At 67.2% G+C, this 25,150-nt stretch carries 22 protein-coding genes; 11 read left to right on the top strand and 11 right to left on the bottom strand.

All coding sequences use genetic code 11. The features are described 5' to 3' along the window. Nucleotides 1-58: 58 nt before the first annotated feature. Genes pgl through tkt form a run of 5 tightly spaced genes read right to left on the bottom strand, consistent with a single transcriptional unit; the run spans nucleotide 59 to nucleotide 6,593 of the window. Nucleotides 59-841: a 6-phosphogluconolactonase gene (pgl, locus tag GII31_RS11575; protein WP_213243214.1), complete on the bottom strand. Its 783-nt coding sequence runs from the start codon at nucleotides 839-841 to the stop codon at nucleotides 59-61. Further along, complete coding sequence (locus GII31_RS11570; protein ID WP_213243212.1) at nucleotides 838-1,758, bottom strand: glucose-6-phosphate dehydrogenase assembly protein OpcA; 921 nt, start codon at nucleotides 1,756-1,758, stop codon at nucleotides 838-840. The genes pgl and GII31_RS11570 overlap by 4 nt, the downstream gene beginning before the upstream one ends. 10 nt (nucleotides 1,759-1,768) lie before the next feature. Further along, complete coding sequence (gene zwf / locus GII31_RS11565; RefSeq protein WP_213243210.1) at nucleotides 1,769-3,322, bottom strand: glucose-6-phosphate dehydrogenase; 1,554 nt, start codon at nucleotides 3,320-3,322, stop codon at nucleotides 1,769-1,771. Between the two features lie 6 nt (nucleotides 3,323-3,328). Beyond that, complete coding sequence (gene tal, locus GII31_RS11560) at nucleotides 3,329-4,444, bottom strand: transaldolase (protein WP_213243208.1); 1,116 nt, start codon at nucleotides 4,442-4,444, stop codon at nucleotides 3,329-3,331. Nucleotides 4,445-4,469: 25 nt separating this feature from the next. Next, nucleotides 4,470-6,593 carry a transketolase gene (gene tkt, locus GII31_RS11555; RefSeq protein ID WP_246221832.1) on the bottom strand — a complete coding sequence of 708 codons (2,124 nt, stop codon included), beginning with the start codon at nucleotides 6,591-6,593 and terminating at the stop codon, nucleotides 4,470-4,472. Nucleotides 6,594-6,926: 333 nt separating this feature from the next. Here tkt and GII31_RS11550 point away from each other — a divergent pair, with 333 nt between their 5' ends. Continuing rightward, nucleotides 6,927-7,895: a heme o synthase gene (locus GII31_RS11550; RefSeq protein ID WP_407649807.1), complete on the top strand. Its 969-nt coding sequence runs from the start codon at nucleotides 6,927-6,929 to the stop codon at nucleotides 7,893-7,895. Between the two features lie 13 nt (nucleotides 7,896-7,908). Here GII31_RS11550 and GII31_RS11545 read toward each other — a convergent pair whose 3' ends face one another. Further along, on the bottom strand, nucleotides 7,909-8,874 hold the full coding sequence (locus tag GII31_RS11545) for a quinone oxidoreductase family protein (RefSeq protein WP_213243205.1): 966 nt from the start codon (nucleotides 8,872-8,874) through the stop codon (nucleotides 7,909-7,911). A gap of 36 nt (nucleotides 8,875-8,910) precedes the next feature. On the opposite strand from GII31_RS11545, the gene GII31_RS11540 reads away from it, so the two are divergent. Then, nucleotides 8,911-9,339 (top strand): hypothetical protein, encoded by a 429-nt coding sequence (locus GII31_RS11540; protein WP_213250200.1) that lies wholly within the window; start codon nucleotides 8,911-8,913, stop codon nucleotides 9,337-9,339. Between the two features lie 79 nt (nucleotides 9,340-9,418). On the opposite strand, the gene GII31_RS11535 is transcribed toward GII31_RS11540, so the two are convergent. Genes GII31_RS11535 through mptB form a run of 4 tightly spaced genes read right to left on the bottom strand, consistent with a single transcriptional unit; the run spans nucleotide 9,419 to nucleotide 14,046 of the window. Next, nucleotides 9,419-10,441 carry a COX15/CtaA family protein gene (locus tag GII31_RS11535; RefSeq protein WP_260839950.1) on the bottom strand — a complete coding sequence of 341 codons (1,023 nt, stop codon included), beginning with the start codon at nucleotides 10,439-10,441 and terminating at the stop codon, nucleotides 9,419-9,421. Further along, nucleotides 10,438-11,298, bottom strand: a complete 861-nt coding sequence (locus GII31_RS11530) for an ABC transporter permease (RefSeq protein WP_213243201.1) — start codon at nucleotides 11,296-11,298, stop codon at nucleotides 10,438-10,440. The genes GII31_RS11535 and GII31_RS11530 overlap by 4 nt, the downstream gene beginning before the upstream one ends. Next, nucleotides 11,295-12,287 carry an ABC transporter ATP-binding protein gene (locus GII31_RS11525; protein WP_407649806.1) on the bottom strand — a complete coding sequence of 331 codons (993 nt, stop codon included), beginning with the start codon at nucleotides 12,285-12,287 and terminating at the stop codon, nucleotides 11,295-11,297. Before GII31_RS11525 ends, GII31_RS11530 begins: the two co-directional genes overlap by 4 nt. Before the next feature lie 10 nt (nucleotides 12,288-12,297). Beyond that, nucleotides 12,298-14,046, bottom strand: a complete 1,749-nt coding sequence (gene mptB / locus GII31_RS11520) for a polyprenol phosphomannose-dependent alpha 1,6 mannosyltransferase MptB (RefSeq protein WP_213250196.1) — start codon at nucleotides 14,044-14,046, stop codon at nucleotides 12,298-12,300. A 153-nt stretch (nucleotides 14,047-14,199) separates the two neighbouring features. On the opposite strand from mptB, the gene GII31_RS11515 reads away from it, so the two are divergent. The 7 genes from GII31_RS11515 to GII31_RS11485 are packed head-to-tail and all read left to right on the top strand — an operon-like array spanning nucleotide 14,200 to nucleotide 20,720. Then, a complete protein-coding gene (locus GII31_RS11515; protein ID WP_213243198.1) occupies nucleotides 14,200-15,084 on the top strand; it encodes a helix-turn-helix transcriptional regulator in 885 nt (294 codons plus the stop codon). Nucleotides 15,085-15,110: 26 nt separating this feature from the next. Then, nucleotides 15,111-16,517 carry a Fe-S cluster assembly protein SufB gene (sufB, locus tag GII31_RS11510; RefSeq protein ID WP_407649975.1) on the top strand — a complete coding sequence of 469 codons (1,407 nt, stop codon included), beginning with the start codon at nucleotides 15,111-15,113 and terminating at the stop codon, nucleotides 16,515-16,517. Further along, the gene (gene sufD / locus GII31_RS11505) at nucleotides 16,517-17,716 is read left to right on the top strand and encodes a Fe-S cluster assembly protein SufD (protein WP_213243195.1); all 1,200 of its coding nucleotides are present in this window, start codon (nucleotides 16,517-16,519) and stop codon (nucleotides 17,714-17,716) included. The genes sufB and sufD overlap by 1 nt, the downstream gene beginning before the upstream one ends. A gap of 55 nt (nucleotides 17,717-17,771) precedes the next feature. Further along, entirely contained in the window at nucleotides 17,772-18,554 is a 783-nt protein-coding gene (sufC, locus tag GII31_RS11500; protein WP_213243193.1) for a Fe-S cluster assembly ATPase SufC, read from the top strand. A 23-nt stretch (nucleotides 18,555-18,577) separates the two neighbouring features. After that, nucleotides 18,578-19,870, top strand: a complete 1,293-nt coding sequence (locus GII31_RS11495) for a SufS family cysteine desulfurase (protein WP_213243191.1) — start codon at nucleotides 18,578-18,580, stop codon at nucleotides 19,868-19,870. Next, the gene (gene sufU, locus GII31_RS11490) at nucleotides 19,870-20,328 is read left to right on the top strand and encodes a Fe-S cluster assembly sulfur transfer protein SufU (RefSeq protein WP_213243190.1); all 459 of its coding nucleotides are present in this window, start codon (nucleotides 19,870-19,872) and stop codon (nucleotides 20,326-20,328) included. Before GII31_RS11495 ends, sufU begins: the two co-directional genes overlap by 1 nt. Then, the gene (locus tag GII31_RS11485) at nucleotides 20,325-20,720 is read left to right on the top strand and encodes a metal-sulfur cluster assembly factor (protein ID WP_213243188.1); all 396 of its coding nucleotides are present in this window, start codon (nucleotides 20,325-20,327) and stop codon (nucleotides 20,718-20,720) included. Before sufU ends, GII31_RS11485 begins: the two co-directional genes overlap by 4 nt. Nucleotides 20,721-20,804: 84 nt before the next feature. Here GII31_RS11485 and GII31_RS11480 read toward each other — a convergent pair whose 3' ends face one another. Further along, nucleotides 20,805-22,505, bottom strand: a complete 1,701-nt coding sequence (locus GII31_RS11480; protein WP_260839948.1) for a flavin-containing monooxygenase — start codon at nucleotides 22,503-22,505, stop codon at nucleotides 20,805-20,807. A 440-nt stretch (nucleotides 22,506-22,945) separates the two neighbouring features. Between GII31_RS11480 and GII31_RS11475 the strand changes: the two genes are divergently transcribed. Further along, the gene (locus GII31_RS11475) at nucleotides 22,946-23,989 is read left to right on the top strand and encodes an iron chelate uptake ABC transporter family permease subunit (RefSeq protein WP_246222299.1); all 1,044 of its coding nucleotides are present in this window, start codon (nucleotides 22,946-22,948) and stop codon (nucleotides 23,987-23,989) included. Beyond that, entirely contained in the window at nucleotides 23,986-25,125 is a 1,140-nt protein-coding gene (locus tag GII31_RS11470; RefSeq protein ID WP_246221830.1) for a FecCD family ABC transporter permease, read from the top strand. The genes GII31_RS11475 and GII31_RS11470 overlap by 4 nt, the downstream gene beginning before the upstream one ends. Nucleotides 25,126-25,150: the final 25 nt, after the last annotated feature.

The raw sequence follows: 25,150 nt of genomic DNA, 5'->3' as shown, positions 1-25,150 counted from the left end.
GGGGATGGCGGGTGCGCGAATTGATGGGAAATGGCGGGGTGGCTAAGCGGTGAGGTTGCTAGGCGGTGAGGTGGGAGGCCGCCGCGGTGTCGAGGAACCAGACCGTTTCGGCGGTGCCGTGGGCACCGGCGCACGGCCAGTCGGCGGCATCGGCACCATCGCGGGCCGCCGCCACGGCCTCCGCCTTGTCGGCGCCGGCGACCAGGAACCACACGGCGCGGCTGCGGTTGACCACCGGCAGCGTCAGGGTGATACGGCGTGACGGAGGCTTGGGGGAGTCTGTGACGGCAACGACGGTTTTCGATGTCTCGGCAGTGGCCTCGGCGTGGGGGAACAGGGAGTTGATGTGCCCTTCACCGCCCATGCCGAGCAGATGCAGATCGAACTCGGGAGCCACCCCGTCGGCGGACAACGACGCCAGCAGGCGGGCATAGTCGGCGGCGGCGGCGGCGATGTCGTCACCGAACGGGCCGTCCGACGGGGCCATCGGGTGCACCTTGGCCGGATCGACAGGGACATGGGCGAGCAACGCATCCCGGGCCTGCCCCGCATTGCGATCGGGATCGCCGTCGGGAACGAAACGGTCATCGCCCCAATAGATTTCGATATTCGTCCAGTCGAGTCCGTCGGCCGTAACGCCCGCCCCGGTGGCAAGCGCCGCCAGGATCGCGATACCGTTGCTGCCGCCGGTGAGCACGACGTGCGCCACCCCGCGTTCGCGCTGCGCCGCGGTCACCACATCCACAAAGCGTTGCGCGGCAGTGGAAACGAGCTCGGTTTTGTCGTCGAAGACCAGTGTCTCGGTCACCGGCTCCACATGCGGATTGTCTGCTGCGATCACGCCGAAACCCTTTCCACCGTCTCCACCTCGCCGACACCGGCAAGTGCCATCTCGTAGATCTTGTCGGCATCGAGCCTACGCAGCTCCTCGGCCAGACACATCGGCAGGTTGCGCCGCACCAGCGCGATCCGGCCGTCCGGTTTGCCCGGCGCCGTCAGCACCGCGTTGCTGTTCTCGTCGATGGCCAGAACCGTCGGCCCGCTCTTGCGGTGCAGCCGGACCTCGAAACTGCCGATACTGCGCCGGGTGGGAACCTTCAGCGCGGTCCGCAACCAGCCGGCGAGCAGATCGATCGCCGGTGAATGAGACGGACCGGACACATCGACGGCGGTGATCGCCTCGTGCGGCGGCCTGTCGACGGCCGAGGCCAGAATCCCGCGCCACGGCGTGATCTGGGTCCACGCGATATCGGAGTCACCGGCGCCATAGCTGGACAGGCGGCGCGCCAGCACCGTCTCGGGGTCGGGATCCTTGGTCGCGTCGAGAATCCGGCGGGTGCCGAGCCTGCCCATCGGATCGGCCGACGGCAGGGCCGGTGCGGTACCCGGCCACCAGGTGACCACCGGGGTGTCGGGCAGCAGGAACGGAATCACCACCGAATCCGGGTGGGCGGCCAGTTCGCCGTGCAACGTCAGCACCACCACCTCGGAGGCGCCCGCGTCGCCGCCGACCCGGATCTGCGCGTCCAGCCGGGTGGTGTGGTTCTCGTCGCCACGCGAGACCACGATGACCCGGCTCGGATGTTCGCGGCTCGCGTCGATCGCCGCCGAGATGGCGCCCTCGGTCGGTTCGCCGCGTTCGGCGACCACCACCAGGGTGAGCACCCGGCCCAGGCTGATGGCGCCGCCGGATTCACGGACCTCCACGATCCGTTTGGCGACGACGCCGGTGGACGTGTCCGGAAGGTCGACGATCATCGCAAGCTCCTCACGGTCGGCGCCAGCTACGGCCGGTGCGGTTCATCATCTCTTCGGCCGAGGCCGGGCCCCAGGTGCCCGACTCGTAGGTATCCGGCTTGCCGTCCGAGGCCCACTGGGCCAGGACCGGATCGAGGATCTGCCACGACAATTCGACTTCCTCGTTGACCGGGAAGAGCGACGGCTCACCGAGCAGCACGTCCAGGATCAGCCGCTCGTAGGCCTCCGGGGACGCCTCGGTGAAGGCGGTGCCGTAGCTGAAGTCCATATTCACATCGCGCACCTCCATGCTCGATGCGGGCACCTTGGAGCCGAACCGCAACGTGATGCCCTCATCCGGCTGCACCCGGATGACCAGCGCGTTCTGGCTCAGTTCCTCGGTCATGGTCTTGTCGAACGGCAGATGCGGCGCCCGTTTGAACACCAAAGCGATCTCGGTGACCCTGCGGCCCAGGCGCTTTCCGGTGCGCAGATAGAACGGCACACCGGCCCAGCGCCGTGAATCGACCTCGAGCGCGATCGCCGCGTACGTCTCGGTGATCGAATCGGCGGCAAAACCGTCCTCGTCGATCAGGCCCGGCACTTTCTCGCTGCCCTGCCAGCCCGGACCATACTGTCCGCGCGCCGAGTTCTGCGCGAGCGGTTCGATATTGCGGGTGGCGGCCAGGACCTTGATCTTCTCGGCCTGCAACTGCTTGGGCTCGAACGAGATCGGCTCCTCCATCGCCACCAGCGCCATCAGCTGCAGCAGATGATTCTGGATGACGTCGCGGGCCGCACCGATCCCGTCGTAATAGCCGGCCCGGCCACCGAGGCCGATGTCCTCGGCCATCGTGATCTGCACATGGTCGATGTAGTGCGAACTCCACAGCGGATCGAACAACTGGTTGGCAAACCGCAGCGCCAGGATGTTCTGGACCGTCTCCTTGCCGAGATAGTGATCGATCCGGAACACCGACGACTCCGGAAACACCCGGTTGACGATGCCGTTGAGTTCTTTCGCGGACTGCAGATCGTGACCGAACGGCTTCTCGATCACCACCCGCCGCCAGTGCTCGTCGCCCCCGGAGGCCAGACCCACCCGGTTCAGCTGTTCGAGCACGGTGGGGAAGGCCTTCGGCGGGATCGACAGGTAGAACGCGTGATTGCCGTCGGTGCCGCGTTCGGTATCCAGACGCAGCAGGGTATCCCTGAGCCGGTCGAAGGCGGCGTCGTCGTCGAACGAGCCCCGCACGAAACGGAAGCCCTCGCTGAGCCGCTCCCACACCTCTTCCCGGAAACCGGTTCGGGCGTGGTCGCGGACCGCGTCATGGACGATCTTGGCGAACTCCTCGTGATCCCAGTCGCGCCGGGCGAACCCGACCAGCGCGAACGAGGGCGGTAGCAGACCCCGGTTGGCCAGGTCGTACACGGCGGGCATGAGCTTCTTGCGGGCGAGGTCGCCGGTGACCCCGAAGATGATCAGACTGCAGGGACCGGCGATCCGGGCCAACCTCTTATCCCGGGGATCGCGCAGCGGATTGGTCCAGTCGGTGCCGTCGTGCTGTGCGTTCCGGGATGTCACCAGGTTTCAGCCTTTCGCTGCGCGCAGCTGCTCCGCGGTCGCGATGAGCAGTTCGTTCCATGCGTCTTCGAACTTACTCACTCCTTCGCTTTCGAGCACCTCGAAGACATCGGTGAAATCGATTCCGAGTGCGGCGATCTTGTCGAAAACCTCCCGCGAGGCGTCGCCCAGACCGATGATCGAGGAGGTGTTGACCCAGCCGTGGTCGGCGAAGGCGTCCATCGTCTTGCCCGGCATCGTGTTCACGGTGTTGGGCGCGACCAGCTCGCTGACGTAGAGGGTGTCGGGGTAGTCGGGGTTCTTCACACCCGTCGACGCCCACAGCGGACGCTGCGACCGTCCGCCCTCGGCCACCAGCGCGGCGAAGCGGTCGCCGCCGAACACATCCTCGTAGGCGGCGTAGGCCAGGCGGGCATTGGCCAGCGCGGCCTTGCCCTGCAACTCCTTCGCCTCGGACGAGCCGATGGCGGCCAGCCGCTTGTCCACCTCGGTGTCGACGCGGGAGACGAAGAACGAGGCCACCGAATGGATCGTCGACAGATCGTGTCCGGCGGTGGCGGCGGCCTCCAGACCGTCGAGGTAGGCGTTCATCACCCCGAGGTAGCGCTCCACCGAGAAGATCAGTGTCACGTTGACGCTGATGCCCTCGGCGATCACCTTGCTGATCGCGGGCAGACCGGCGACGGTCGCGGGGATCTTGATCAGCAGGTTGGGCCGGTCGACGATCTTCCACAGTTCGATCGCCTGGGCGATGGTGCCGTCGGTATCGTGCGCCAGACGCGGATCGACCTCGATCGACACCCGGCCGTCGACCCCGTCAGTGGCCTCGTACACCGGGGCGAGCACGTCACAGGCATTGCGGACGTCGTCGGTGGTGACGGTGCGGATGGTGGCGTCCACGTCGGCTCCGCGCGCGGCCAGCTCGCCCACCTGGGCATCATAGCTGGTGCCGGCCGACAGCGCCGCCTGGAAGATCGACGGGTTGGTGGTGACACCGGTCACCGACTTGGTGTCGACGAGGGTGGCCAGGTCGCCGGAGGAGATCAGATCCCGGGACAGGTCATCGAGCCACACCGATACCCCTGCGGCGGACAGTTCTGCGAGCTTCTCGTTCTGGGTCACGACGGTTCTCCCTGGTGTCGAGTGGTTACTTGGCGGCTGCGCGTTCCGCTGTGCCTATTGCGCGTTCCGCGGCCGCGACGACGGCCCCGGCGGTGATACCGAACTCCTCGTAGAGCACCTTGTACCCGGCCGACGCGCCATAGTGCTCGAGCGAGACGATCTGATCGGCGGAGGGTACGAACCGGAACCACGGCATCGCGATACCGGCCTCGACCACCACGCGCGGGGTGGCCGGGGGGAGCACCGAATCGCGGTACTCCTGGGTCTGCTCGTCGAACCATTCGATGCTGGGCATCGACACGACGCGGGCGGCGATGCCCTTGTCCTTGAGCGTCTGCTGGGCTGCCACCGCCAGCTCCACCTCTGAACCGGTCGCGATCAGCACCACCGCGGCCTCGCCGTCGGCGTCGCTGAGCACATAGCCGCCGGCGGCGACGCCCTCGGCGGACGTGCCCTCCAGAACGGCGACGTTCTGCCGGGTCAGGGCCAGTCCGGCCGGGTTGTTGTGGCGGGTCAGGATGTGGGCCCACGCGTAGGCGGTCTCGTTGGCATCGGCCGGACGCACCACGTCCAGATTCGGAATCGCACGCAGTGCGGCCAGATGTTCGATCGGCTGGTGGGTGGGTCCGTCCTCACCGAGGCCGATCGAATCGTGCGTCCACACGTAGACCGGGGCGATCTCCATCAGCGCCGCGAGCCGGACGGCCGGACGCATGTAGTCGGCGAACTGCAGGAAGGTGCCGCCGTAGGCGCGGGTCGGCCCGTGCAGGACGATGCCCGACAGGATCGAGCCCATCGCATGCTCACGGATACCGAAGTGCAGGGTGCGTCCGTACGGGTCGGCGGTCCAGGTGGATGTCGAGATCGACGCCGGACCGAACGACTTCGCGCCGTCGATGGTGGTGTTGTTGGAGCCGGCCAGGTCGGCCGAACCACCCCACAGTTCCGGCAGCACCGGACCGAGTGCCGAGAGCACCTTGCCCGAGGCCGATCGGGTCGCCACCGCCTTGTCGCCGGGCGTCCAGGTGGGCAGCGCGTCGGTCCAGCCCTCGGGCAGCTCACCGGCGTGCAGCCGATCGAACAGCGACTTGGCCTCGGGGTTGGCCGCGGCCCACGCATCGAACCCGGTGGTCCACTCCGCCTTGGCGGCGGCGCCGCGGGTGAGCAGCGCGCGGGTGTGACCGATGACCTCGTCGGACACCTCGAAGGACTTCTCCGGATCGAAACCGAGGATGGTCTTGGTGGCGGCGATCTCGTCGGCACCCAGTGCCGAACCGTGCGAGGCGCCGGTATTCATCTTGGTGGGGGCCGGGAACGCGATGACCGTGCGCAGGCAGATGATCGAGGGCTTGTCGGTGACGGCCTTGGCCGCCTCGATCGCGGCCTCGATACCGGCGACGTTCTCACCGCCTTCGACGGTTTGCACATGCCAGCCGTAGGCCTCGTACCGCCTGGCCACATCCTCCGACAGGGCGATATCGGTGTCGTCCTCGATGGAGATCTGGTTCTGGTCGTAGAAGACGATCAGGTTGCCCAGTTGCTGGGTTCCGGCGAGCGAACTGGCCTCGGAGGTCACACCCTCTTCGATGTCGCCGTCGGAGGCGATGACATAGATGAAGTGATCGAACGGGCTGGTGCCAGGTGCTGCCTGCGGATCGAAGAGGCCGCGCTCGTACCGCGAGGCCATGCTCATGCCGACCGCCGACGCCAGACCCTGGCCGAGCGGGCCGGTGGTGATCTCCACGCCCTTGGTGTGCCGGTACTCGGGGTGGCCGGGGGTCAGTGAATCCCAGGTGCGCAGCGCTTGCAGGTCGCCCAGTTCGAGACCGAAACCGCCCAGGTACAGCTGGACGTACAGGGTCAGGCTCGAATGTCCGCAGGACAAGACGAAACGATCCCGGCCCACCCATGCCGGGTCGGCGGGATCGTGCCTCAGGGTGCGCTGGAACAGCGTGTACGCCAGAGGTGCCAGGCTCATCGCGGTGCCGGGGTGGCCGCTGCCGCACTTCTGCACCGCGTCGGCGGCCAGCAGGCGCGCGGTGTCGACGGCCCGCGTGTCGACGTCGGTCCAGTCGTCCGGATGAGCGGCGACGGTCAGCGCGCGGATCTCGTCGGTGATGACGGCGGGACTGTTTGAGGTGCTGGCCACGATGCGGTGTCTCCTGTGGTGAGTGGGCTGCGACGGCACTGGTACGAGGAACTGCGGGCAGTTGCTGAAGTCCAGACTAAACGCCGGGCCGCGTGACGGTTCGCCCACGTGGACCTAACGACGTGGGGCACGTGGGTGAGGTGACCAATTCCTCTAGTCCACGGTGCCCGGTGACCACGCCGAACGCACCGGTCGGGCATCGCGAGGTCCAGGCGATTCCGTGATTCGAGATCGCACGGTCTACCATTCCCTGTAGTAGTCGGCCGAGCAGTCGGCCCCGGGACATCGGTGTCCGCAGGCAGACGAGGAGTGCCAGTGAGGATTGGGGAACATGTGAGCGGATCGTCCTCCGCCGCCCCCACAGATGCCTCGGTACCGCAGGGTTCGGACCGGCCATCGTTGCCGAGGCGCGTGCGCGACACCGTGCTCGCCTATATCGCGCTCACCAAGCCCCGCGTGATCGAACTGCTTCTGGTGGCGACGATCCCGGTGATGCTGCAGGCCGATCGCGGCGAGGTCGAACTCCCGCTGATCGTGTTCACCCTGATCGGTGGCTGGCTCGGCGCCGGCAGCGCCAACACCCTGAACATGGTGGCCGACGCCGACATCGACCAGAAGATGAAGCGCACCGCGCGCAGGCCGATCGCCCGGCACGCGGTGTCCACGCGGGCCGCCCTCATCTTCGGCATCGTGTTGGGTTTCGCCTCGTTCGCGGTGCTGTCCCTCGCGGCCAACCTGCTCAGCGCTTTGCTTGTGCTGGCCACCATCGCGTTCTACGTCGGTGTCTATACGATGATCCTCAAACGCCGCACCTGGCAGAACGTGGTGTGGGGCGGTGCGGCCGGATGTATGCCGACGCTCGTCGGCTGGGCCGCGGTCACCGGCTCGCTCAGCTGGGAACCGATCGTGCTGTTCCTGGTGATCTTCTTCTGGACACCGCCGCACACCTGGGCGCTCGCCATGCGCTACAAGGAGGACTACAAGGCGGCCGGGGTGCCGATGCTGCCGGTCATCGCGACCGAAGAGCGCGTCACCCGCCAGATGTTGTTCTACACGTGGGCCACCGTTATCACCTCGCTGGTGCTGATCCCCGCGACCAGCTGGATCTATCTGGCCGTGTCGGTTCTCGGGGGCGGCTGGTTCCTGAGCCGGGTGCACAAGCTGTACAGCGAAACCCGCGCCGGGGCCGAGGTCGCACCGCTGAAGGTGTTCCTGCAGTCCAACGAGTACCTGGCGGTCCTGTTCTGCGGTCTCGCGATCGACGCCGTCGTCAACATGAAGACCATCGCCGACTTCTTCTAATTCACACGTCGAATCAAGGGATCAATACGGTGCTTCCGGTGGTGATCCGGGCTTCCAGGTCCCGATGAGCCTGAGCGGCGTCGGCGAGCGGGTACCGTTGGCCCACCCGCACACTGACCTTGCCGTCGGCGATCGCCCCGAACAATTCGCCTGCCCGCCAGGACAATTCCTCCGGCTGCGCGGTGAAATGCGCCAACGTCGGCCTGGTCACCGACAGCGAACCCAGTCCGTTGAGCCGTTGCAGGTCGAATGGCGGTACCGGACCGCTCGCCGCGCCGTAGAGCACCACGGTGCCCCGGACCGCAGTCGAGGTCAGGGACTGCTCGAAGGTGTCGGCACCGACGCCGTCGTAGGTCACCGCCACACCTCGGCCGTCGGTGAGCTCACGCACCCGGGCGGTCAGTTCTGCATCGTAGCGCAGGACATGATCGGCCCCCGCCTCCCGCGACAGTGTCTCCTTCTCATCGGAGGAGACGGTCGTGATGACCCGCAGCCCACGCAACTTGGCGAGTTGGGTGAGGATCAATCCGACACCGCCGGCACCGGCGTGTACGAGCACCGAGTCGCCTTCGCGCGGGTGCGCACTGCCGTCGAGAAGATAGTGCGCGGTCAGACCCCGCAACATGGACGAACCCGCGACGTCGTCGGGCACCTCGCCAGGCAGGACGACGGTGCGTCCGGCCGGGACGGACACCAGTTCGGCGTAGCCGCCCGGCGCCGTCACCGATGCCACCCGCTCGCCGACGCGGCGGTCGGTGACCGCCGCACCGACGGCCACCACGGTGCCGGCGATCTCCGATCCCGGGATGTACGGCGGTGTCGACGGGTACAGACCGCGGCGCAGGTAGGTGTCGATGAAGTTGACCCCCGCCGCACCCGTGCGCACCAGCACCTCGTCGGGTGCGGGCACCGGATCGTCGACGGTGGCCGGGATGAGGACGTCGGGGCCGCCGTGGGCCGTGACCTGTATCGCACGCATACCACTGTTGTACACGGCCCCCCGATGGCTGCCGGTATGCTGACCCGCATGACTGACGCGCCCGCCACCGACAGCGAAGCCCCACAGCAGACCACGCCGAAGGTGACCGTGCCCAAGAACCTGCTCGCGGCCGTGCGTGGTTTCGTGGCCCGTGAGGGCGGCTCGGCCAAGGCCGTGCTGCAGCCGATCGGGGCGGCGGGGGTCCGGATCACCCTCGTCGGTGAGTCCGGCGGCATTCTCGGTGATCGGGTGGTGGACGACGTCGCCGCGGCCCAGGCCGTCGTCGACGCCGTGGACGGCCTGGAGGCGGCCGAGGAGTGGGATCGTGAGCTCATCTCCACGGTCACCCCGCAGAAGGGTCACTACGCCAAGATGGCCGGCTGGGTGGCCGGTCAGAAGCGATTCCCGAAGGCCCGCAACACCGCGATCGTCAACCCCCGGTACCGCGACCCCGGCCTGGGCTGACGGCTCCGGTAACGCGATATGGCCGCATCCTCGTCGGGGATGCGGCCATTCTCCGACGGCGGTGGCCCGGGCTCTGCGGTCAGTGGGCCGGTTCGCGGGCGGCGCGGGTGAACGAGATGACGAGCCAGGTGGCTCCGACGATGAGCAGTGCGCTGCCGGTCATGTGTGCGATCACCAGTGCGATCGGCAGGTCGGTGACGTATTGGATCACACCGATCAACCCCTGCAGCAGCAGCAGACCGAAAAACACCGCGGTGACACGGAACTGCTCCAGACGGGCTGCGCGCGCACCGATCACCAGCGCCAGGGCGACGCCGAGGAGGATGAACACGGCGTCGGCGTGCAGTTGGGTGGCGTTGGCCGGGTCGAGCCCGTTGCGGGGTGCGTCCTCGTCGCCGGCGTGCGGCCCCGAGCCCGTGACCACGGTGCCCAGGTAGGTCGCCGCCCAGGTCACCACGTACACGAGCCAGGACAGGTCGCGGCCCAGCCGGGCGATCAGGGCGGGGGAGCCGCTGGTGTCGGGGCCCGTGGCCTCGCCCGAGGGGTGCGGGTGACGCAGCCGGTAGACCAGCCAGGTCGCACCGGAGACCAGCGCCATCGACAGCAGGAAGTGCAGGGCCACGATCCACGGGTTGAGATCGGTGAGCACGGTGATACCGCCGATCACACCCTGGAACGGGATGCCGAGGGCGAGCAGCACCGACAGCCTGCGGTCGAAGCCGACGACCGGGCGGTGGCGCCAGACTGCGACGACGGTGGCGATGGCGATCACCGTGAGGACCCAGGTGAGCATCCGGTTGCCGAACTCGATGACGCCATGGATGCCCAGTTCCGCGTGCGGGACCACCGATTCGGCGGTGCAGCGTGGCCAGGTCGGGCAGCCGAGACCGGATTTGGTCAGGCGCACCGCACCGCCGGTGGCGACGATTCCGATGTTGGACACGAGCAGCGCGATCGCCCAGCCGGTGACGAACCGGTCGGTGGGACGGGCGAAGCCGGGGATCCGGTCGAAGATCGACGGTTTGCCGCCGGGCGGTCCGGCCGGTAGCGAGGCTGCGGAGGTGTCGGTGTCGGGTGAGTTGTGGGCTGTGACGGAACTCATTCGAACTTGAACCACCTTACGGCGAGTGCGGCGGCCACGGCCGCCCAGATCAGCAATACACAGATTCCGAAGGCGTCGAAACCACCGGACGCCGCCCGGCTGAGGGCTTCGGTGAGCGCACCGGACGGGACGCAGCGGGCCGCCAGGCGCACCGTCTCGGGCACGCCGGAGTCGACGATGGTGAGGCTTCCGATGCCGATCAGCACGAACCACAACAGATTGGCCAGCGCCAGCACGACCTCGGCTTTGAGGGTGCCGCCGAGCAGCAGACCCAGCGCCGCGAACGTCACGGTGCCCACCATGATGATCACCGCGCCCAGTGCCAGTCCGGCGATATCCGGCCGCCAGCCCAGGGCCAGTCCGATTCCGCCCAGGATCACTGCCTGCAGGGCGACGACGAGGGCGACGGCGATCGCCTTGCCCGCGATGATGCCCCATCGGGGGATCGGAGTGGCACCGAGCCGTTTGAGCGCGCCGTAGCGACGGTCGAAGCCCACCGCGATGGCCTGGCCGGTGAAGGCCGTCGACATGATCGCCACCGTCATGATGGCCGGGACCATCACGTGGGCGCGTTCGCCCACGGTGGCGCCGAGTCCGGCGTCGATGGGCAGCAGGCACAGCCCGATCAGCACGGTGATCGGGATGAACATGGTCAGTAGCAGTTGCTCGCCGTTGCGCAGCAGCAGCTTGAGTTCGAGCCAAGCCTGGGCGGTCAGGATGGTGGTGATGGGTGCGGGCCGTGGTGCGGGGGCGAACGCGCCGGCCGGGAATCGGTTGGCCGAGTCGGTCCCTGGTGCGTTGGTCCGCTCTGGCGTGCTGGTCTGCTCTGGTGTGTTTATCGACTCTGGTGTGGTCATCCGCGCAGGCCCTTCCCGGTCAGTCCGAGGAAGACGTCCTCCAGGCTGCGGCTCTCCACACGCAGGTCGGTGGCCAGCACGTTGATGCGCGCACACCAGGCGGTGACCGTGGCGAGCACCTGCGGGGTCATCGGGCCGACCACCAGATAACTGCCCGGCGACGGTTCCGAACTCACGTACCGCTCGGGCAGGGCCAGTTCGAGCAGGCTCAGATCGAGTCCGCGGGGGGCGGTGAAGCGCAGTTCGTTCTCGGCTCCCTTGCGGGTCAGGTCGGCGGGGGTGCCCTCGGCCACCTTGCGTCCGCGGTCGATGATCACCACGTGGTCGGCGAGTTCTTCTGCCTCGTCCATCATGTGCGTGGTCAGCAGGATCGACACGCCGTCGGCGCGGAGCCGGTCGATCAGCTCCCACACCATGATTCGCGCGTGGGCGTCGAGTCCGGCCGTGGGCTCGTCGAGGAAGACCAGTTCGGGCCGGCCGACGACGGCGCAGCCGAGTGCCAGCCGCTGCTGCTGTCCGCCCGACAGGCGCCGGACGGAGGTGCGGGCGGCATCATGGAGTCCGAGAACCTCAAGCAGCCACTGCGGGTCGATCGGATCGAGGTAGTACGACGCGCACAGCCGCAGCATCTCCTCGGCACGTGCGCCCGTGTAGGCGCCGCCACCCTGCAGCATCACGCCGATCCGGGTGCGCAGGACGTCGTTGTCGGCGATCGGGTCCAGACCCAGTACCCGGATCCGGCCCTCGTCGGGACGGCGGAAGCCCTCGCAGATCTCCACGGTGGTGGTCTTGCCGGCGCCGTTGGGGCCGAGAAGGGCCAGGACCGATCCGCGCGCCAGGGTGAGGTCGAGCCCGTCGACGGCGGTGGTGGATCCGCAGCGCTTGACCAGTCCGGTGACGGTCAGCGCGTGCTCGCCGGCTGCGACCGCCGGTGCCGATGCCCGGCGATCGCCGGTGGTGGCGCCCGTTCGGGCGGTCGTGGAACGCACGGCCCTCAGCCTATTCCCCGGTGCGGCTCCGGGACAAAAAGCGACCCCGGCGCCAGAGGTGGTCGTTCTCGAAGAAGACGGCGGTGAGCACGCCGACCACGATGACCCCGGACAGCACCCCGGATGCGATGAACACGGCGCCGGTGTTGGCGCCGGTCGGCAACACCACCACGCCGATCAGCGCGCTGATCAGGATGGTGAGCGACCGGAACCACGGGCCGGTGGCCCAGGCCGCCAGCGGGAGCACCGCCCACAGCAGATACCAGGGCTGTACGAACGGGAAAAAGGCGATGAACGTGGCCATCGATACCCCGAGAGCGCCGAGCGGATGGATCCGGCCGCTGAGTGTGGCCAGCATCCAGCGCAGGATGAACACACCCGCCACAACCTGCGCCAATGGCCGCGCGGTGTCGAGGATGGTCTGGGTGTGGTCACCGAGACCGAGGGATTGGCCGATGCTTCCGGTGAGTACCGACACCGCGGTGGGCAGCGACATCCAGGACCGCACCACGCCGCCGGTGGTGACGGTGTGGATCCAGCCGAAGCCGAGCCCGGTGATGGCGCCGATCACGGCCATCACGACGGCCAGCACAATGGTGTGGAAACCGGCCGACAGGCCCAGGGCGATCACCGACCGGCGTGATCGTCGCCACCATTGCCCGACGGGCGCGTGCCGCAGGGCGGGTAGAGTGGCGCCCCACCGCTGGGCCAGCGCCAGACCGAGGAATCCCATCGCCAGCAGAGATGTGATCTTCACCATGGACGAGGCCGCGATGAGCGCGGCGCCGGCGATCAGCAACCACCCGTGGTGACTGGGCAGCCACGACCCCGGCGGGCGCAGCCGCCGGGCACTGTAGACGGCCCGGAACCCCAGTTCGAGACCGACGAGCATCAGCCCGAGCATCAGCGCCTCGTTGTGGATGCCGCCCACCAGATGGATGATCACCAGCGGATTCATCGCGCCGAGCCAGATCGCGGCGACACTGGACACCCCGCACCTGCGGGCCAGCCGGGGCAGGGCCCACACGATCAGGGCGATACCGGCCAGCGCGACGAGCCGGTGCAGGAATATCGCGGCGGTGATGTTGTTGCCGGTGATCTCGCTGATGCCCTCGCCGATCCACAGGAACAGCGGACCGTACGGCGCGGGGGTGTCGCGCCACAGGTTGGGCACGGACCTGGTGAGCACGTGATCGACGCCCAGACCGCGGAGCGGGCTCACCACGTAGGGGTCCATACCGCGGTGCGCGATGGCGCTCTGGGCCAGGTAGGAATAGACGTCCTTGCTGATGATGGGCGGTGCGACCACCAGCGGGAGGCTCCACAGCAGCAGCGTGCGGTCGGCCTGCTTGCGGGTCATGCGGCGGGCGGGGCTGCGCCCGGCCAGCACCTCCACGCTGAGCCGGCCGACGGCGAATCGCCCGATCAGCAACCAGGCCAGGACCAGGATGATGGTCCCGGCGACGGTGAGCGTCAGTGATGTACTCCACATCCGGGACGGCAGTGACAGCACGCGGGTGCCGGCGACCGGGTTCTGCAGAACCGGGATCTGCCCGGTGCCGAGGGAGCCGATGAGCAGCAGGATCGAGCCGGTCGCCCCGAAGATCCGGATGCGGTTGAGCAGGAGGTTCTCCCGCTCGTTGAGCGGTCCGACCTCGCGTTCGTCGTCGTGCAGGCGCGCGAGCGCCTTGCCGTAGTCGCCGATCGTGTCGGCGTCGGGTTGTTCGCGGTCGCGGGTCAGCCCCAGATGTGTCGCCAGGCGCCGTCCGGCCGACGACCGGGACGGCGTCGGCTCCGGGGTGGGCGTCGCGTGCACAGTCTGACTCTAGTTGGCCTTTCGGCGGGTCCGGGCACAGGTCGGGTAAGGCCACCCTTGCTGGCAGATGGGAATCAATTACGACACACTTGTGTTGTGAAAACCGTGGGCGAGAGAACCGAACTGCCGGTGAACGACGCCCGTCGACGCCGTACTACCAGGTCAGGGCACTCCGAAGAGGTTTCTGCCGATCTGGCCGCACATACCGCGCACGACGGGCAGACCCGTGCTGCGGTGGTGTCGCTGCTCGTCGAGGACGGACCGTTGACCGCCGGTGAGATCGCCGAGCGCCTGGGCATCAGCGCGGCCGGGGTGCGTCGGCATCTGGACGCGTTGTCGGCGGCGGGCGATGTGGAGACCTCGTCGGCCGGTTACGGCCGCCGGGGTCGTGGCCGCCCGGCCAAGTGGTTCCAGCTCACCCCCACCGGTCGGGGCAAACTCCGGCACGCCTATGACGATCTGGCGGGTGCGGCTCTGCTGGCGTTGCGCACTGTCGGTGGACAGACGGCCGTGGAGGACTTCGCCCGCGACCGCATCACCCGCATCGTCGCCGAGGTACCGGCCGCGGATTCCGGGTCGGTGGCCCGGACCGTCGAGGGGATCGCCGACGCGCTCACCGGTGCGGGTTTCTCGGCGAACACCCGGAAGGTGGGCAACGGGATCCAGATCTGCCAGCATCATTGCCCGGTGGCACACGTCGCGGAGGACTTTCCCGAACTCTGCGAGGCCGAGACCGCGGTCTTCTCCGAACTACTCGGTACGCATGTGCAGCGGTTGGCCACCATCGCCAACGGTGACTGTGCCTGCACCACCCATGTACCGCTCAGCGGGCCCGGAGCGCCGGGGACCCCCGGCGTCCGCGGGTCCACCGCAGACCCACCCGATCATTCCGCTCCGACCACGACATGTTCTGCCGAGCGACCGACCGCACAGCCCGCGGCCGCCGTTCACCACCCGTCACCTCGAAAGGCAACGTCATGACAGTCACCGATCCCGCACCGACGGGGATGACGCAGGAAGAGACCATCGCCTCGCTGGGTAACTACGGTTACGGCTGGGTCGATTCCGACGCCGCCGGCGCCGTCGCCCAGCGCGGTCTGTCCGAGGCGATCGTCGCCGACATCTCCGGTAAGAAGGACGAGCCCGCCTGGATGCTGGAGGCCCGGCTGAAGGCGTTGCGGATCTTCGACCGCAAGCCGATGCCGCACTGGGGCGCCGGACTCGACGAGATCGATTTCGACAACATCAAGTATTTCGTCCGGTCCACCGAGAAGCAGGCCACCACCTGGGACGAGCTGCCCGCCGACATCAAGAACACCTACGATCGGCTCGGTATCCCCGAGGCCGAGAAGCAGCGACTGGTGGCCGGTGTGGCCGCACAGTACGAGTCGGAGGTGGTTTACCACCAGATCCGCGAGGACCTCGAGCAGCAGGGTGTCATCTTCCTCGACACCGACTCGGGTCTGCGTGAGCATCCGGAACTGTTCCGCGAGTACTTCGGATCGGTGATCCCGGCCGGCGACAACAAGTTCTCCGCACTCAACACGGCGGTGTGGTCGGGTGGCTCGTTCATCTACGTGCCGCCGGGCGTGCACGTCGACATCCCGCTGCAGGCCTACTTCCGCATCAACACCGAGAACATGGGCCAGTTCGAGCGCACGCTCATCATCGTCGACGAAGGCGCGTACGTGCACTACGTCGAGGGTTGCACCGCGCCGATCTACAAGACCGATTCGCTGCACTCGGCGGTCGTGGAGATCATCGTCAAAAAGGGTGGCCGGTGCCGGTACACCACGATCCAGAACTGGTCGAACAACGTCTACAACCTGGTCACCAAGCGGGCCAAGGCCGAGGCCGGCGCCACCATGGAGTGGATCGACGGCAACATCGGATCCAAGGTGACGATGAAGTACCCGGCCGTGTGGCTGACCGGTGAGCACGCCAAGGGTGAGGTGCTCTCGGTGGCGTTCGCCGGTGAGGGACAGCATCAGGACACCGGCTCCAAGATGGTGCACCTGGCTCCGCACACCTCGAGCAATATCGTCTCCAAGTCGGTGGCGCGCGGCGGTGGCCGGGCCTCCTACCGTGGCCTGATCAAGATCAACAGCGGTGCCCACGGCAGCTGCTCGACCGTCAAATGCGATGCGCTGCTGGTCGACACGATCTCGCGCAGCGACACCTACCCGTATGTCGACATCCGCGAGGACGACGTGACGATGGGACACGAGGCGACCGTGTCCAAGGTCAGCGACGACCAGCTGTTCTATCTGATGAGCCGCGGCCTCACCGAGGACGAGGCGATGGCGATGGTGGTGCGCGGCTTCGTCGAGCCGATCGCCAAGGAACTGCCGATGGAATACGCACTCGAACTCAATCGACTCATCGAACTGCAGATGGAAGGAGCCGTCGGCTGATGGCAGACCCAACGCTTCCGGTCGGCGCCCAGGCCAATCCCGCCCCGGCCAATGCCGCACAGGTCAACAAGGGACAACAGTTCACCTCGTTCGACGTGAACGCCTTCGAGATCCCCAACCAGCGTGAAGAGGCGTGGCGGTTCACCCCGTTCCGTCGGCTGCGCGGCCTGCACGACGGTACCGCCGTGCGTACCGCCGACCCGGCGATCACCGTCGAGGGTGTGACCGAGGCCGTCACCGTCGATACGGTCGGTCGCGACGACCCGCGCCTGGCCGAGGGTGGGGCGCCGTTCGACAGGGTTGCCGCACAGGCTTTCTCGTCATTCACCGCCGCCACCGTGATCACTGTCGCCAAGGAGACCGAACTCGCCGAACCGGTGATCGTCCGGGTCACCGGCCCCGGTGTCGACGAGGTGGGCTTCGGACACATCCAGGTCCGCCTGGATGCCTTCGCCCGCGCGGTGGTCGTTCTCGATCAGCAGGGCAGCGGGACCTACGCCGAGAACATCCAGTTCATCGTCGGTGACCACGCCCACCTCACCGTGGTGAACGTGCACGACTGGGCGGACGACGCGGTGCATGTGGCCGCCCACCACATCGGTGTCGGCCGCGATGCGATCGTCCGGCATTTCGCGGTCAGCCTCGGCGGAAACCTGGTCCGGCTCTCGCCGGTGGTGCACTATCACGCACCCGGCGGCGACGCCGAGCTGTGGGGTCTGTACTTCGCCGACGCCGGCCAGCACCTCGAACAGCGTCTGCTCGTTGATCACAGCCAGCCCAACTGCCGATCCAACGTGGTCTACAAGGGTGCGCTGCAAAGCGACGGCTCCGGGGACCGGATGCGTGAGGCACACACCGTCTGGATCGGCGACGTGCTGATCCGGCCGGAGGCCGAAGGGACCGACACCTTCGAGCTCAACCGCAACCTCGTCCTCACCGACGGTGCCCGCGCCGATTCGGTACCCAACCTGGAGATCGAGACCGGTGAGATCGTCGGCGCCGGCCACGCCAGCGCCACCGGCAGATTCGACGACGAGCAGTTGTTCTACCTGCAGTCGCGCGGAATCAGCGAGGCCGAGGCACGGCGTCTGGTGATTCTCGGCTTCTTCGGAGAGATCATTCTCAAGATCGGCGTCAAGGAAGTCCGGCAGCGCCTGGCCGACGCGATCGAGGAAGAGCTCAAACTCGTCGTCCTGTGACGACACCGCTTACAGCCCAAGCATTCTCGTTTCACATATTTCTCAAGGATCAACTGTGACCACTCTGGAAATCCGGGATCTGCACGTCGACGTCAAGCAGTCCGACGCCGATGCCGAGCCGATCAACATCCTCAAAGGTGTCGACCTGACCGTCGCATCGGGCGAAACCCACGCCATCATGGGCCCCAACGGATCAGGCAAGTCGACGCTGTCGTACGCCATCGCCGGCCACCCCAAGTACGAGGTCACGCAGGGCTCGATCACCCTCGATGGCGAGGACGTGCTCGAGATGAGCGTGGACGAGCGTGCCCGCGCCGGCCTGTTCCTCGCGATGCAGTACCCCGTCGAGGTGCCGGGCGTGTCGATGTCGAACTTCCTGCGCACCGCCGCGACCGCGGTGCGCGGTGAGGCCCCCAAGCTGCGTCACTGGGTGAAGGAGACCAAGGAGGCGATGACCGAACTCGGTATCGATCCGTCCTTCTCCGAGCGCAGTGTCAATGAGGGCTTCTCCGGTGGCGAGAAGAAGCGCCATGAGGTCCTCCAGCTCGGTCTGCTCAAGCCGAAGATCGCCATCCTCGACGAAACCGACTCCGGCCTCGACGTCGACGCGCTGCGCATCGTCAGCGAGGGCGTCAACCGGTACAAGGAGCGCGAGAACGGCGGCGTGCTGCTGATCACGCACTACACCCGGATCCTGCGATACATCAAGCCGGACTACGTGCACGTGTTCGTCAATGGGCGCGTCGTCGAATCCGCCGGTCCCGAACTGGCCGACGAGCTCGAAGAGAACGGGTACGTCCGGTTCACCTCGGCCGCCGCCTCACACACGGCGGGCTGACCCACACCAGGAGGAGAAAGGCCGTGACCACATCGCCCGAGACGGTGGCCGCCGCGAGCACCACCGCCCTCGACATCGACCGCATCCGGGCCGATTTCCCGATCCTGTCCAGGACCGTCCGGGACGGAAGACCGTTGGTGTACCTGGACTCCGGGGCCACCTCGCAGCGGCCGCTCCAGGTGCTCGACGCCGAACGTGCCTTTGTGACCACATGCAACGCGGCGGTTCACCGGGGTGCGCACCAGCTGGCCGAGGAGGCGACCGACGCCTACGAGGGTGCGCGCGAGAAGATCGCGCGCTTCGTCGGGGTGGGTGCAGAGGAGATCGTGTTCACCAAGAACGCGACCGAATCGCTGAACCTGGTGACCTACACGCTGGGCGATGACCGCGGTGCGGCCGTGTTCGGCGGCAAGGCGCTCGGTCCGGGCGATACCGTGGTGATCACCGAACTTGAGCATCACGCCAATCTTGTTCCGTGGCAGGAGCTCTGCCGCCGTACGGGCGCCACACTGCGCTGGTTCGGGGTCACCGACGACGGGCGCATCGACCTTGATTCGCTGGAACTGGACAACACCGTCAAGGTGGTCGCCTTCACGCACCAGTCGAATGTGACCGGTGCGGTGGCCGATGTCGCCGAACTCGTCCGGCGCTCCCGCGCGGTCGGTGCGCTGGTGGTGCTCGACGCGTGCCAGTCGGTGCCGCACATGGCCGTCGATTTCGCCGCTCTCGACGTCGATTTCGCCGCGTTCTCCGGGCACAAGATGTTCGGACCGTCCGGGGTGGGCGTGCTCTACGGCAAGGCCGCGCTGCTGGCCGCGTTGCCGCCGTTCATCACCGGTGGATCGATGATCGAGACGGTGTCGATGGAGGTGTCCACCTACGCACCGCCGCCGCAGCGTTTCGAGGCGGGCGTGCCGATGACCTCGCAGGTGGTGGGGCTCGGCGCTGCCGTCGACTACCTCGACGCCATCGGAATGGACGTGCTCGCCGCGCACGAGCAGGCGCTCACCGAACGCGCACTGGGACTGCTCGGCGGGATCGACGGCGTACGCATCGTCGGTCCGGGCACCACGCGGCGGCGCGGGGGTGCGGTCTCGTTCGTGGTCGACGGTATCCACGCACACGATCTGGGTCAGATCCTCGACGACGAGGGCGTGGCGATCCGGGTCGGACACCACTGCGCCTGGCCGCTGCACAAGCGGTTCGGGGTCGCGGCCACCGCACGGGCCTCGTTCGCCGCCTACAACACGCTCGCCGAGGTCGACACCCTGGCCGAGGCGATCGTCAAGGCCCAGAACTTCTTCGGGGCGCGCTGATGCGCATGGAACAGATGTACCAGGACGTGATCCTGGACCACTACAAGCACCCGCACGGGCGGGGCCTGCGCGACCCGTTTGTCGCCGAGGTCCATCACGTCAACCCGACGTGCGGCGACGAGGTGACCTTGCGCGTCACTCTGTCCGCCGACGGACAGCAGGTGGCCGACGTGTCCTACGACGGGCAGGGCTGCTCGATCTCGCAGGCCTCGACGTCGGTCCTGTACGACCAGTTGGTGGGCCTGCACATCGCCGAGGCGCTGGCCACGGTCAACTCGTTCTCGGCGATGATGACCTCACGCGGCACGGACGACGGTGACGAGGACGTGATCGGCGACGGTATAGCGTTCGCCGGTGTCAGCAAGTACCCGGCGCGCGTCAAATGCGCACTGCTGGGCTGGCTCGCATTCAAGGACGCACTGGCGCAGGGTGTCGAGGCAAAGGAGACAGCATCATGACCGACGAGACGATCACCGCGGGGGACACGGCCACCGACACGGCCGATGGTGCCGGGCCCGGTGAGGTGAGCACCGCGCTGCCGAGTCTGGACGATGTCGAGGAGGCGATGCGCGATGTGGTCGACCCCGAGTTGGGCATCAACGTCGTTGATCTGGGACTGGTGTACGGATTGAATGTCACCGACGACGCCGTCGCCAAGATCGATATGACGTTGACCTCGGCGGCGTGCCCGCTGACCGATGTCATCGAGGACCAGGCACGGACGGCGCTCGTCGGGAGCGGGCTGTGCACCGACCTGGAGATCAATTGGGTGTGGCTGCCGCCGTGGGGCCCGGACAAGATCACCGATGACGGCCGTGAACAGCTCCGGGCACTCGGTTTCACCGTCTGACCCGCTGATTCGGCATACATACCCCACACATGTCCGGCCGGGGCACCGTCGCAGGTGCCCCGGCCGGATATGTTCACCGATGCCTCAGATGAGGCGTTCGGGATGTACGTGCGTGGGCATCAGCTGTAGCAGCGACATGTTGAACGCCCAGTCCCGCCTGTTCTCGATCTCCTCGGAATACAGATCGTCCAACGCGGCCCGACCCCGGTTGTGGGGGCCGACGATGCGGTAGCAGGATTGATTGAAGCTGCCGAACCAGACCTGGATGAATAGTTTCGGGTTGAGGACGAGCCGCCACCACGGCAGCAGGCAGCCGATCTCCGCGGCGAGCGAATCCAGGTAGAGCACCTGCGACGGAATGGCCTCGGGGTGGGTGGGGCTCAGTGCCGTCCAGTGCTCCTCCCACTCCTTGTCGCGACCGATACGCTCATCGATGTCGGCCGGAACCGCCAGTTTCCCGCTCAGCACACGGGCGAAATAGCGTGCCTGCATCTCCGCGCAGGTGGGCACGGCACCGGTCAGCGGCCGGATGAAGCCGATGAACGCGGCGGTTCCCTGGTGCTCGGGATGCAGGAAGTGCTTGTACAGGTTCCGGACGTTGCCGTCCTTGACGTGCAGGTCGCCGATGGAGATGTTCTGGGCGCTGAAACCCGTGCACAGCAGGACAATGTCGTAGTCGCCGGTGGTGGAGTCCTGGAAGGTCACGGTGTTGCCGTCGGAGTGTCCGATTCCCGAATCGTTGACCACGACCTTGCCGCTGACGATGTGCGGGATGAAGGTGACGTTCTTGCAGAAGATGCTGCGCTGCACCCAGCTGCCGTCGGGATGGGACTTGTGGTTCCACTCCCGCACCGCCTGCCAGTTCTCGTCGGTGTGCGGGGTGTTGAGGTCGAGCATCGGCGGTTCGACGGACTGACCGAACGGGTTGACCTCGGGGATGGGGATGTGCGGCCCGATCGTGGAGCGAAAGACGCCCAGTGCCGTCGTGGTGAATCCCAGCACCACCGACATCGCCAGGAAGACGAACTTGACGATGCGATTGCGTCCCCAGAACGTGTTGAGGTGGAACGGATAGTCCGCCGACCGGCGCAACATCTCGTGGTGGTGGGACCGGACGGGGCCGTGGTCGGTGGTGCGATGGCCGTTGTAGACGCGCGGAAGCAACCAGGTGTACGAGCGGATGGCCAGCGTGCACGATTCGGCCACGTCGCCGACCTCGCGAACCACGTCGGCCGCCGATTCACCGAGTCCGACGACCAGAACACGTTTCCCGCGGAACCGTTCGTTGTTGCGGTAGTGCGCGGAATGGACGATGTCGCCGGTGAATCCGTCCAGCCCGGGTATGTCGGTCTTGGGCGTCTTGAAAGGTCCGGAACAGATCGCGACGGCGTCGAACTCCTCCGCGCGGACCACACCGTGTTCCTCGACTGACACGGTCCAGGAGTCTCCGTGTCGGTGAAGGTCGGTCACCGCGGTTCCGAAGCGGATATGTTCACGCAGCCCGAACCGGTCGGCGTAGCGGCGCAGATAGTCGAAGTACTGGCTGCGCCGGTAGAAGACGCGCCTGCCCTCGAACGGGAAGTCGGAGTAGGCCATCAGTTTCATCGAGATGGTCAGATAAAGGTCGTCGTAGGCCTTCATCTTCTCCTCATCACCCTCGTCGCGAAGCCAGAGACCGCCGATGTCGGCGTTTTTGTCGTAGCAGGTGACGTCGTGACCTTCGTCGAGCAACTGTTTGATCGTGGTCAGCCCACTGGATCCGGCTCCCACAACGCAGACTCTCATCGCTCACCTCATCGACTATCGGAACAGAACCTGACTGTTCGTTAGGTTAGCCTAACGTGGTGCGATTGCCCCGTCGGGGTGGCGTGGGCTCTCGGAAATCGAGAGGTTTCGGGCATATGTCGGGGAGCGGGCCGCGGTGGTCGAATGTCCGATTCGCCCGCCGTCCGGTGGATGCCCTGGCTGGGTGGCTGTGTGGTCGGTGGCGTGCCTTCGGTTTCCCGCGTCCTTGTTTCCCCGCGTCCTTGTTTCCCCGTGTCTGTGGTATTCACCGTGGGCGTCGGGGTGGGGCAGGTGGAAGCGGAAGCGATAGCCTAACCTAAGTCGTTGGTGTGACAGCGTGTGTCGGGGGAGGGCACGCGGATGGCAAACGGCTCGACCGCAAAAGGAGCGCGACTGCAGTGAGTTCCATCGTCAGGTCCGCGGCTCCGGTCACCTCGTCGGTGACCGACGACGCGGTCGTCGCCCGGTCGGCGCACGGTCTCGCGCGTACCAACAGCCGGCGCCTGCTCGGCTGGTTCCTCGGGCTGCTGATCCTGGTGGGGGTCTGTCTGCTGAGCCTGTCGGTGGGCACCAAGTCGATTCCGATCACCACTGTCTGGGATGCGCTGTTCGCCTTCCGCGAGATCGACGATCACCTGATCATCCGCGACATGCGGTTGCCCCGGACGGCGTTGGGCCTGATCGTGGGAATCGCGCTCGGGGTGGCCGGCGCGCTGATCCAGGCGATGACCCGCAATCCGCTGGCCGATCCCGGTGTTCTGGGCGTGAACGCGGGCGCGGCCTTCCTGGTGGCGCTGGCGGTCGGGGTGTTCGGCATCACCGACCTGTGGGGCTACATCTGGTTCGCGTTCGTCGGTGCCGTCCTGGCGACCCTGATCGTGTACTTCCTGGGTTCGTGGGGGCGTGGTGGCGGGACTCCCGTCCGGTTGACGCTGGCCGGAGTCGCGGTCGCCGCGGTGCTCACCGGCATCACGCAGGGGCTGGTGCTCCTGGACCCGGTCGCATTCGATGCGATGCGGACCTGGAACGCGGGTTCGATCACCGGTCGGGACGGCAGTGTGGTGTGGGCGATCTTGCCGTTCGTGGCGGTCGGGCTCGGCGTGGCCCTGTCGGTGGCCAGACCGCTGAACGCGGTGGCGCTGGGCGATGATCTTGCACGCAGTCTGGGCGCCAATGTGGGGCTCACCCGCGCCGCCGGTGTGGTGGCGGTGACCCTGTTGTGCGGTGCCGCGACGGCGGCCGCCGGTCCGATCGCGTTCGTCGGGCTGATGGTTCCGCACATCGCACGCTGGATCGTGGGCCCGGATCAGCGATGGATCTTCGTGTACACGATGATCGGCGCGCCGATCCTGGTACTGCTGGCCGATGTACTCGGCCGGGTGATCATTCGTCCCGATGAGATGCAGGTGGGCATCATGACCGCGCTGGTGGGTGCTCCGGTGCTGATCGTGCTGGTCCGCCGCAAGAAGGCGAGTGGGCTGTGAGCGTGCCCGAGAAGCGCCGTGATGCCACCGCCTCGCGGCGCTCGCGGATCGACTTCGGCCGGCCGTTGCTGATTCTGCGGTTGCCGGGGCTCGCGCGGCGCGAGGGTTCGCTGACCGTGGTGCGCGGGGCGGTGTCGATGCGCATCGACATCCGCGGCGTTCTGGTGGTGGCGGTCCTGATCGCGGCGGCCTTCGCCGCGGCGGTGGCGGAGCTGGGCACCGGCGAGCTGCACCTGCCGTTCGGCACCGTGGTGCAGGCGGTGTTCGGTGGCGCCACCGAATTCGACCGGACCATCGTCAACCAATGGCGCGCACCTCGCGTGGTCCTGGCCGTGGTCCTGGGTGCCTTGCTGGGCATCAGCGGCGCGATCTTCCAGTCGCTGACCCGAAATCCGCTCGGCAGCCCGGACATCATCGGGTTCAACACCGGTGCGTATACCGGTGCGCTCGTGGTGTTGCTGCTGCTCGACGGCATGTCGACCAGCTATTACCCCACGGCGGTCGGCGCACTGGTGGGCGGCATCCTCACCGCCTTGCTGGTGTACCTGCTCGCCTTCAAACGCGGGGTGCAGGGTTTCCGACTGATCATCGTCGGCATCGCCATCTCCGCGGTGCTGTCGGCAGTGAACACCTGGCTGATCCTCAAAGCCGATCTGCAGGAAGCGATGTCGGCGGCGGTGTGGGGTGCGGGCACCCTCAACAACAAGGAATGGGCGCACGCTCAGCCGGTGCTGATAGTGGCGGTGGTGATGGTGATCCCGGTGTTCTGGGTGGCCTACCGGATGCCGATGCTCGACATGGGCGACGATTCGGCGGCGGCGCTCGGGATCAGGGTCGAACGCACCCGCCTGGCGATGATCGTGGTGGGGGTGAGTCTGACCGCGATCGCGACCGCGGCGGCCGGGCCCATCTCGTTCGTCGCGCTGGCCGCGCCGCAGCTGGCCAAGCGCCTGACCCGATCGGCGGGGGTCACGATCACCGCATCGGCGGCGATGGGGGCGGTGCTGCTGGTGGTGAGCGACTGGATCGCCCAGTTCGCGTTCGGCGACAAGAACCTGCCGGTGGGCGTGGTGACCGTGTCGATCGGTGGGTTGTATCTGGTGTGGTTGCTGGCGATGGAGGCTCGCAGGCAATGACGATGAACACCTCGAAGAGCGGAAA

The sequence above is a fragment of the Gordonia pseudamarae genome (genome assembly GCF_025273675.1).
Classification (GTDB): domain Bacteria; phylum Actinomycetota; class Actinomycetes; order Mycobacteriales; family Mycobacteriaceae; genus Gordonia; species Gordonia pseudamarae.
Note: the sequence above shows the minus strand (reverse complement) of the source record. Positions and strands in the feature narration are given on the sequence as shown.

What these genes read in the sequence shown, in the direction of transcription:
- GII31_RS11570 (WP_213243212.1), bottom strand. Translation starts at nt 1,758, where the DNA reads ATGATCGTCGACCTTCCGGACACGTCCACCGGCGTCGTCGCCAAACGG.
- GII31_RS11545 (WP_213243205.1), bottom strand. Translation starts at nt 8,874, where the DNA reads ATGCGTGCGATACAGGTCACGGCCCACGGCGGCCCCGACGTCCTCATC.
- GII31_RS11540 (WP_213250200.1), top strand. Translation starts at nt 8,911, where the DNA reads ATGCTGACCCGCATGACTGACGCGCCCGCCACCGACAGCGAAGCCCCA.
- GII31_RS11535 (WP_260839950.1), bottom strand. Translation starts at nt 10,441, where the DNA reads ATGAGTTCCGTCACAGCCCACAACTCACCCGACACCGACACCTCCGCA.
- GII31_RS11530 (WP_213243201.1), bottom strand. Translation starts at nt 11,298, where the DNA reads ATGACCACACCAGAGTCGATAAACACACCAGAGCAGACCAGCACGCCA.
- sufB (WP_407649975.1), top strand. Translation starts at nt 15,111, where the DNA reads ATGACGCAGGAAGAGACCATCGCCTCGCTGGGTAACTACGGTTACGGC.
- sufD (WP_213243195.1), top strand. Translation starts at nt 16,517, where the DNA reads ATGGCAGACCCAACGCTTCCGGTCGGCGCCCAGGCCAATCCCGCCCCG.
- sufU (WP_213243190.1), top strand. Translation starts at nt 19,870, where the DNA reads ATGCGCATGGAACAGATGTACCAGGACGTGATCCTGGACCACTACAAG.
- GII31_RS11485 (WP_213243188.1), top strand. Translation starts at nt 20,325, where the DNA reads ATGACCGACGAGACGATCACCGCGGGGGACACGGCCACCGACACGGCC.
- GII31_RS11480 (WP_260839948.1), bottom strand. Translation starts at nt 22,505, where the DNA reads ATGAGAGTCTGCGTTGTGGGAGCCGGATCCAGTGGGCTGACCACGATC.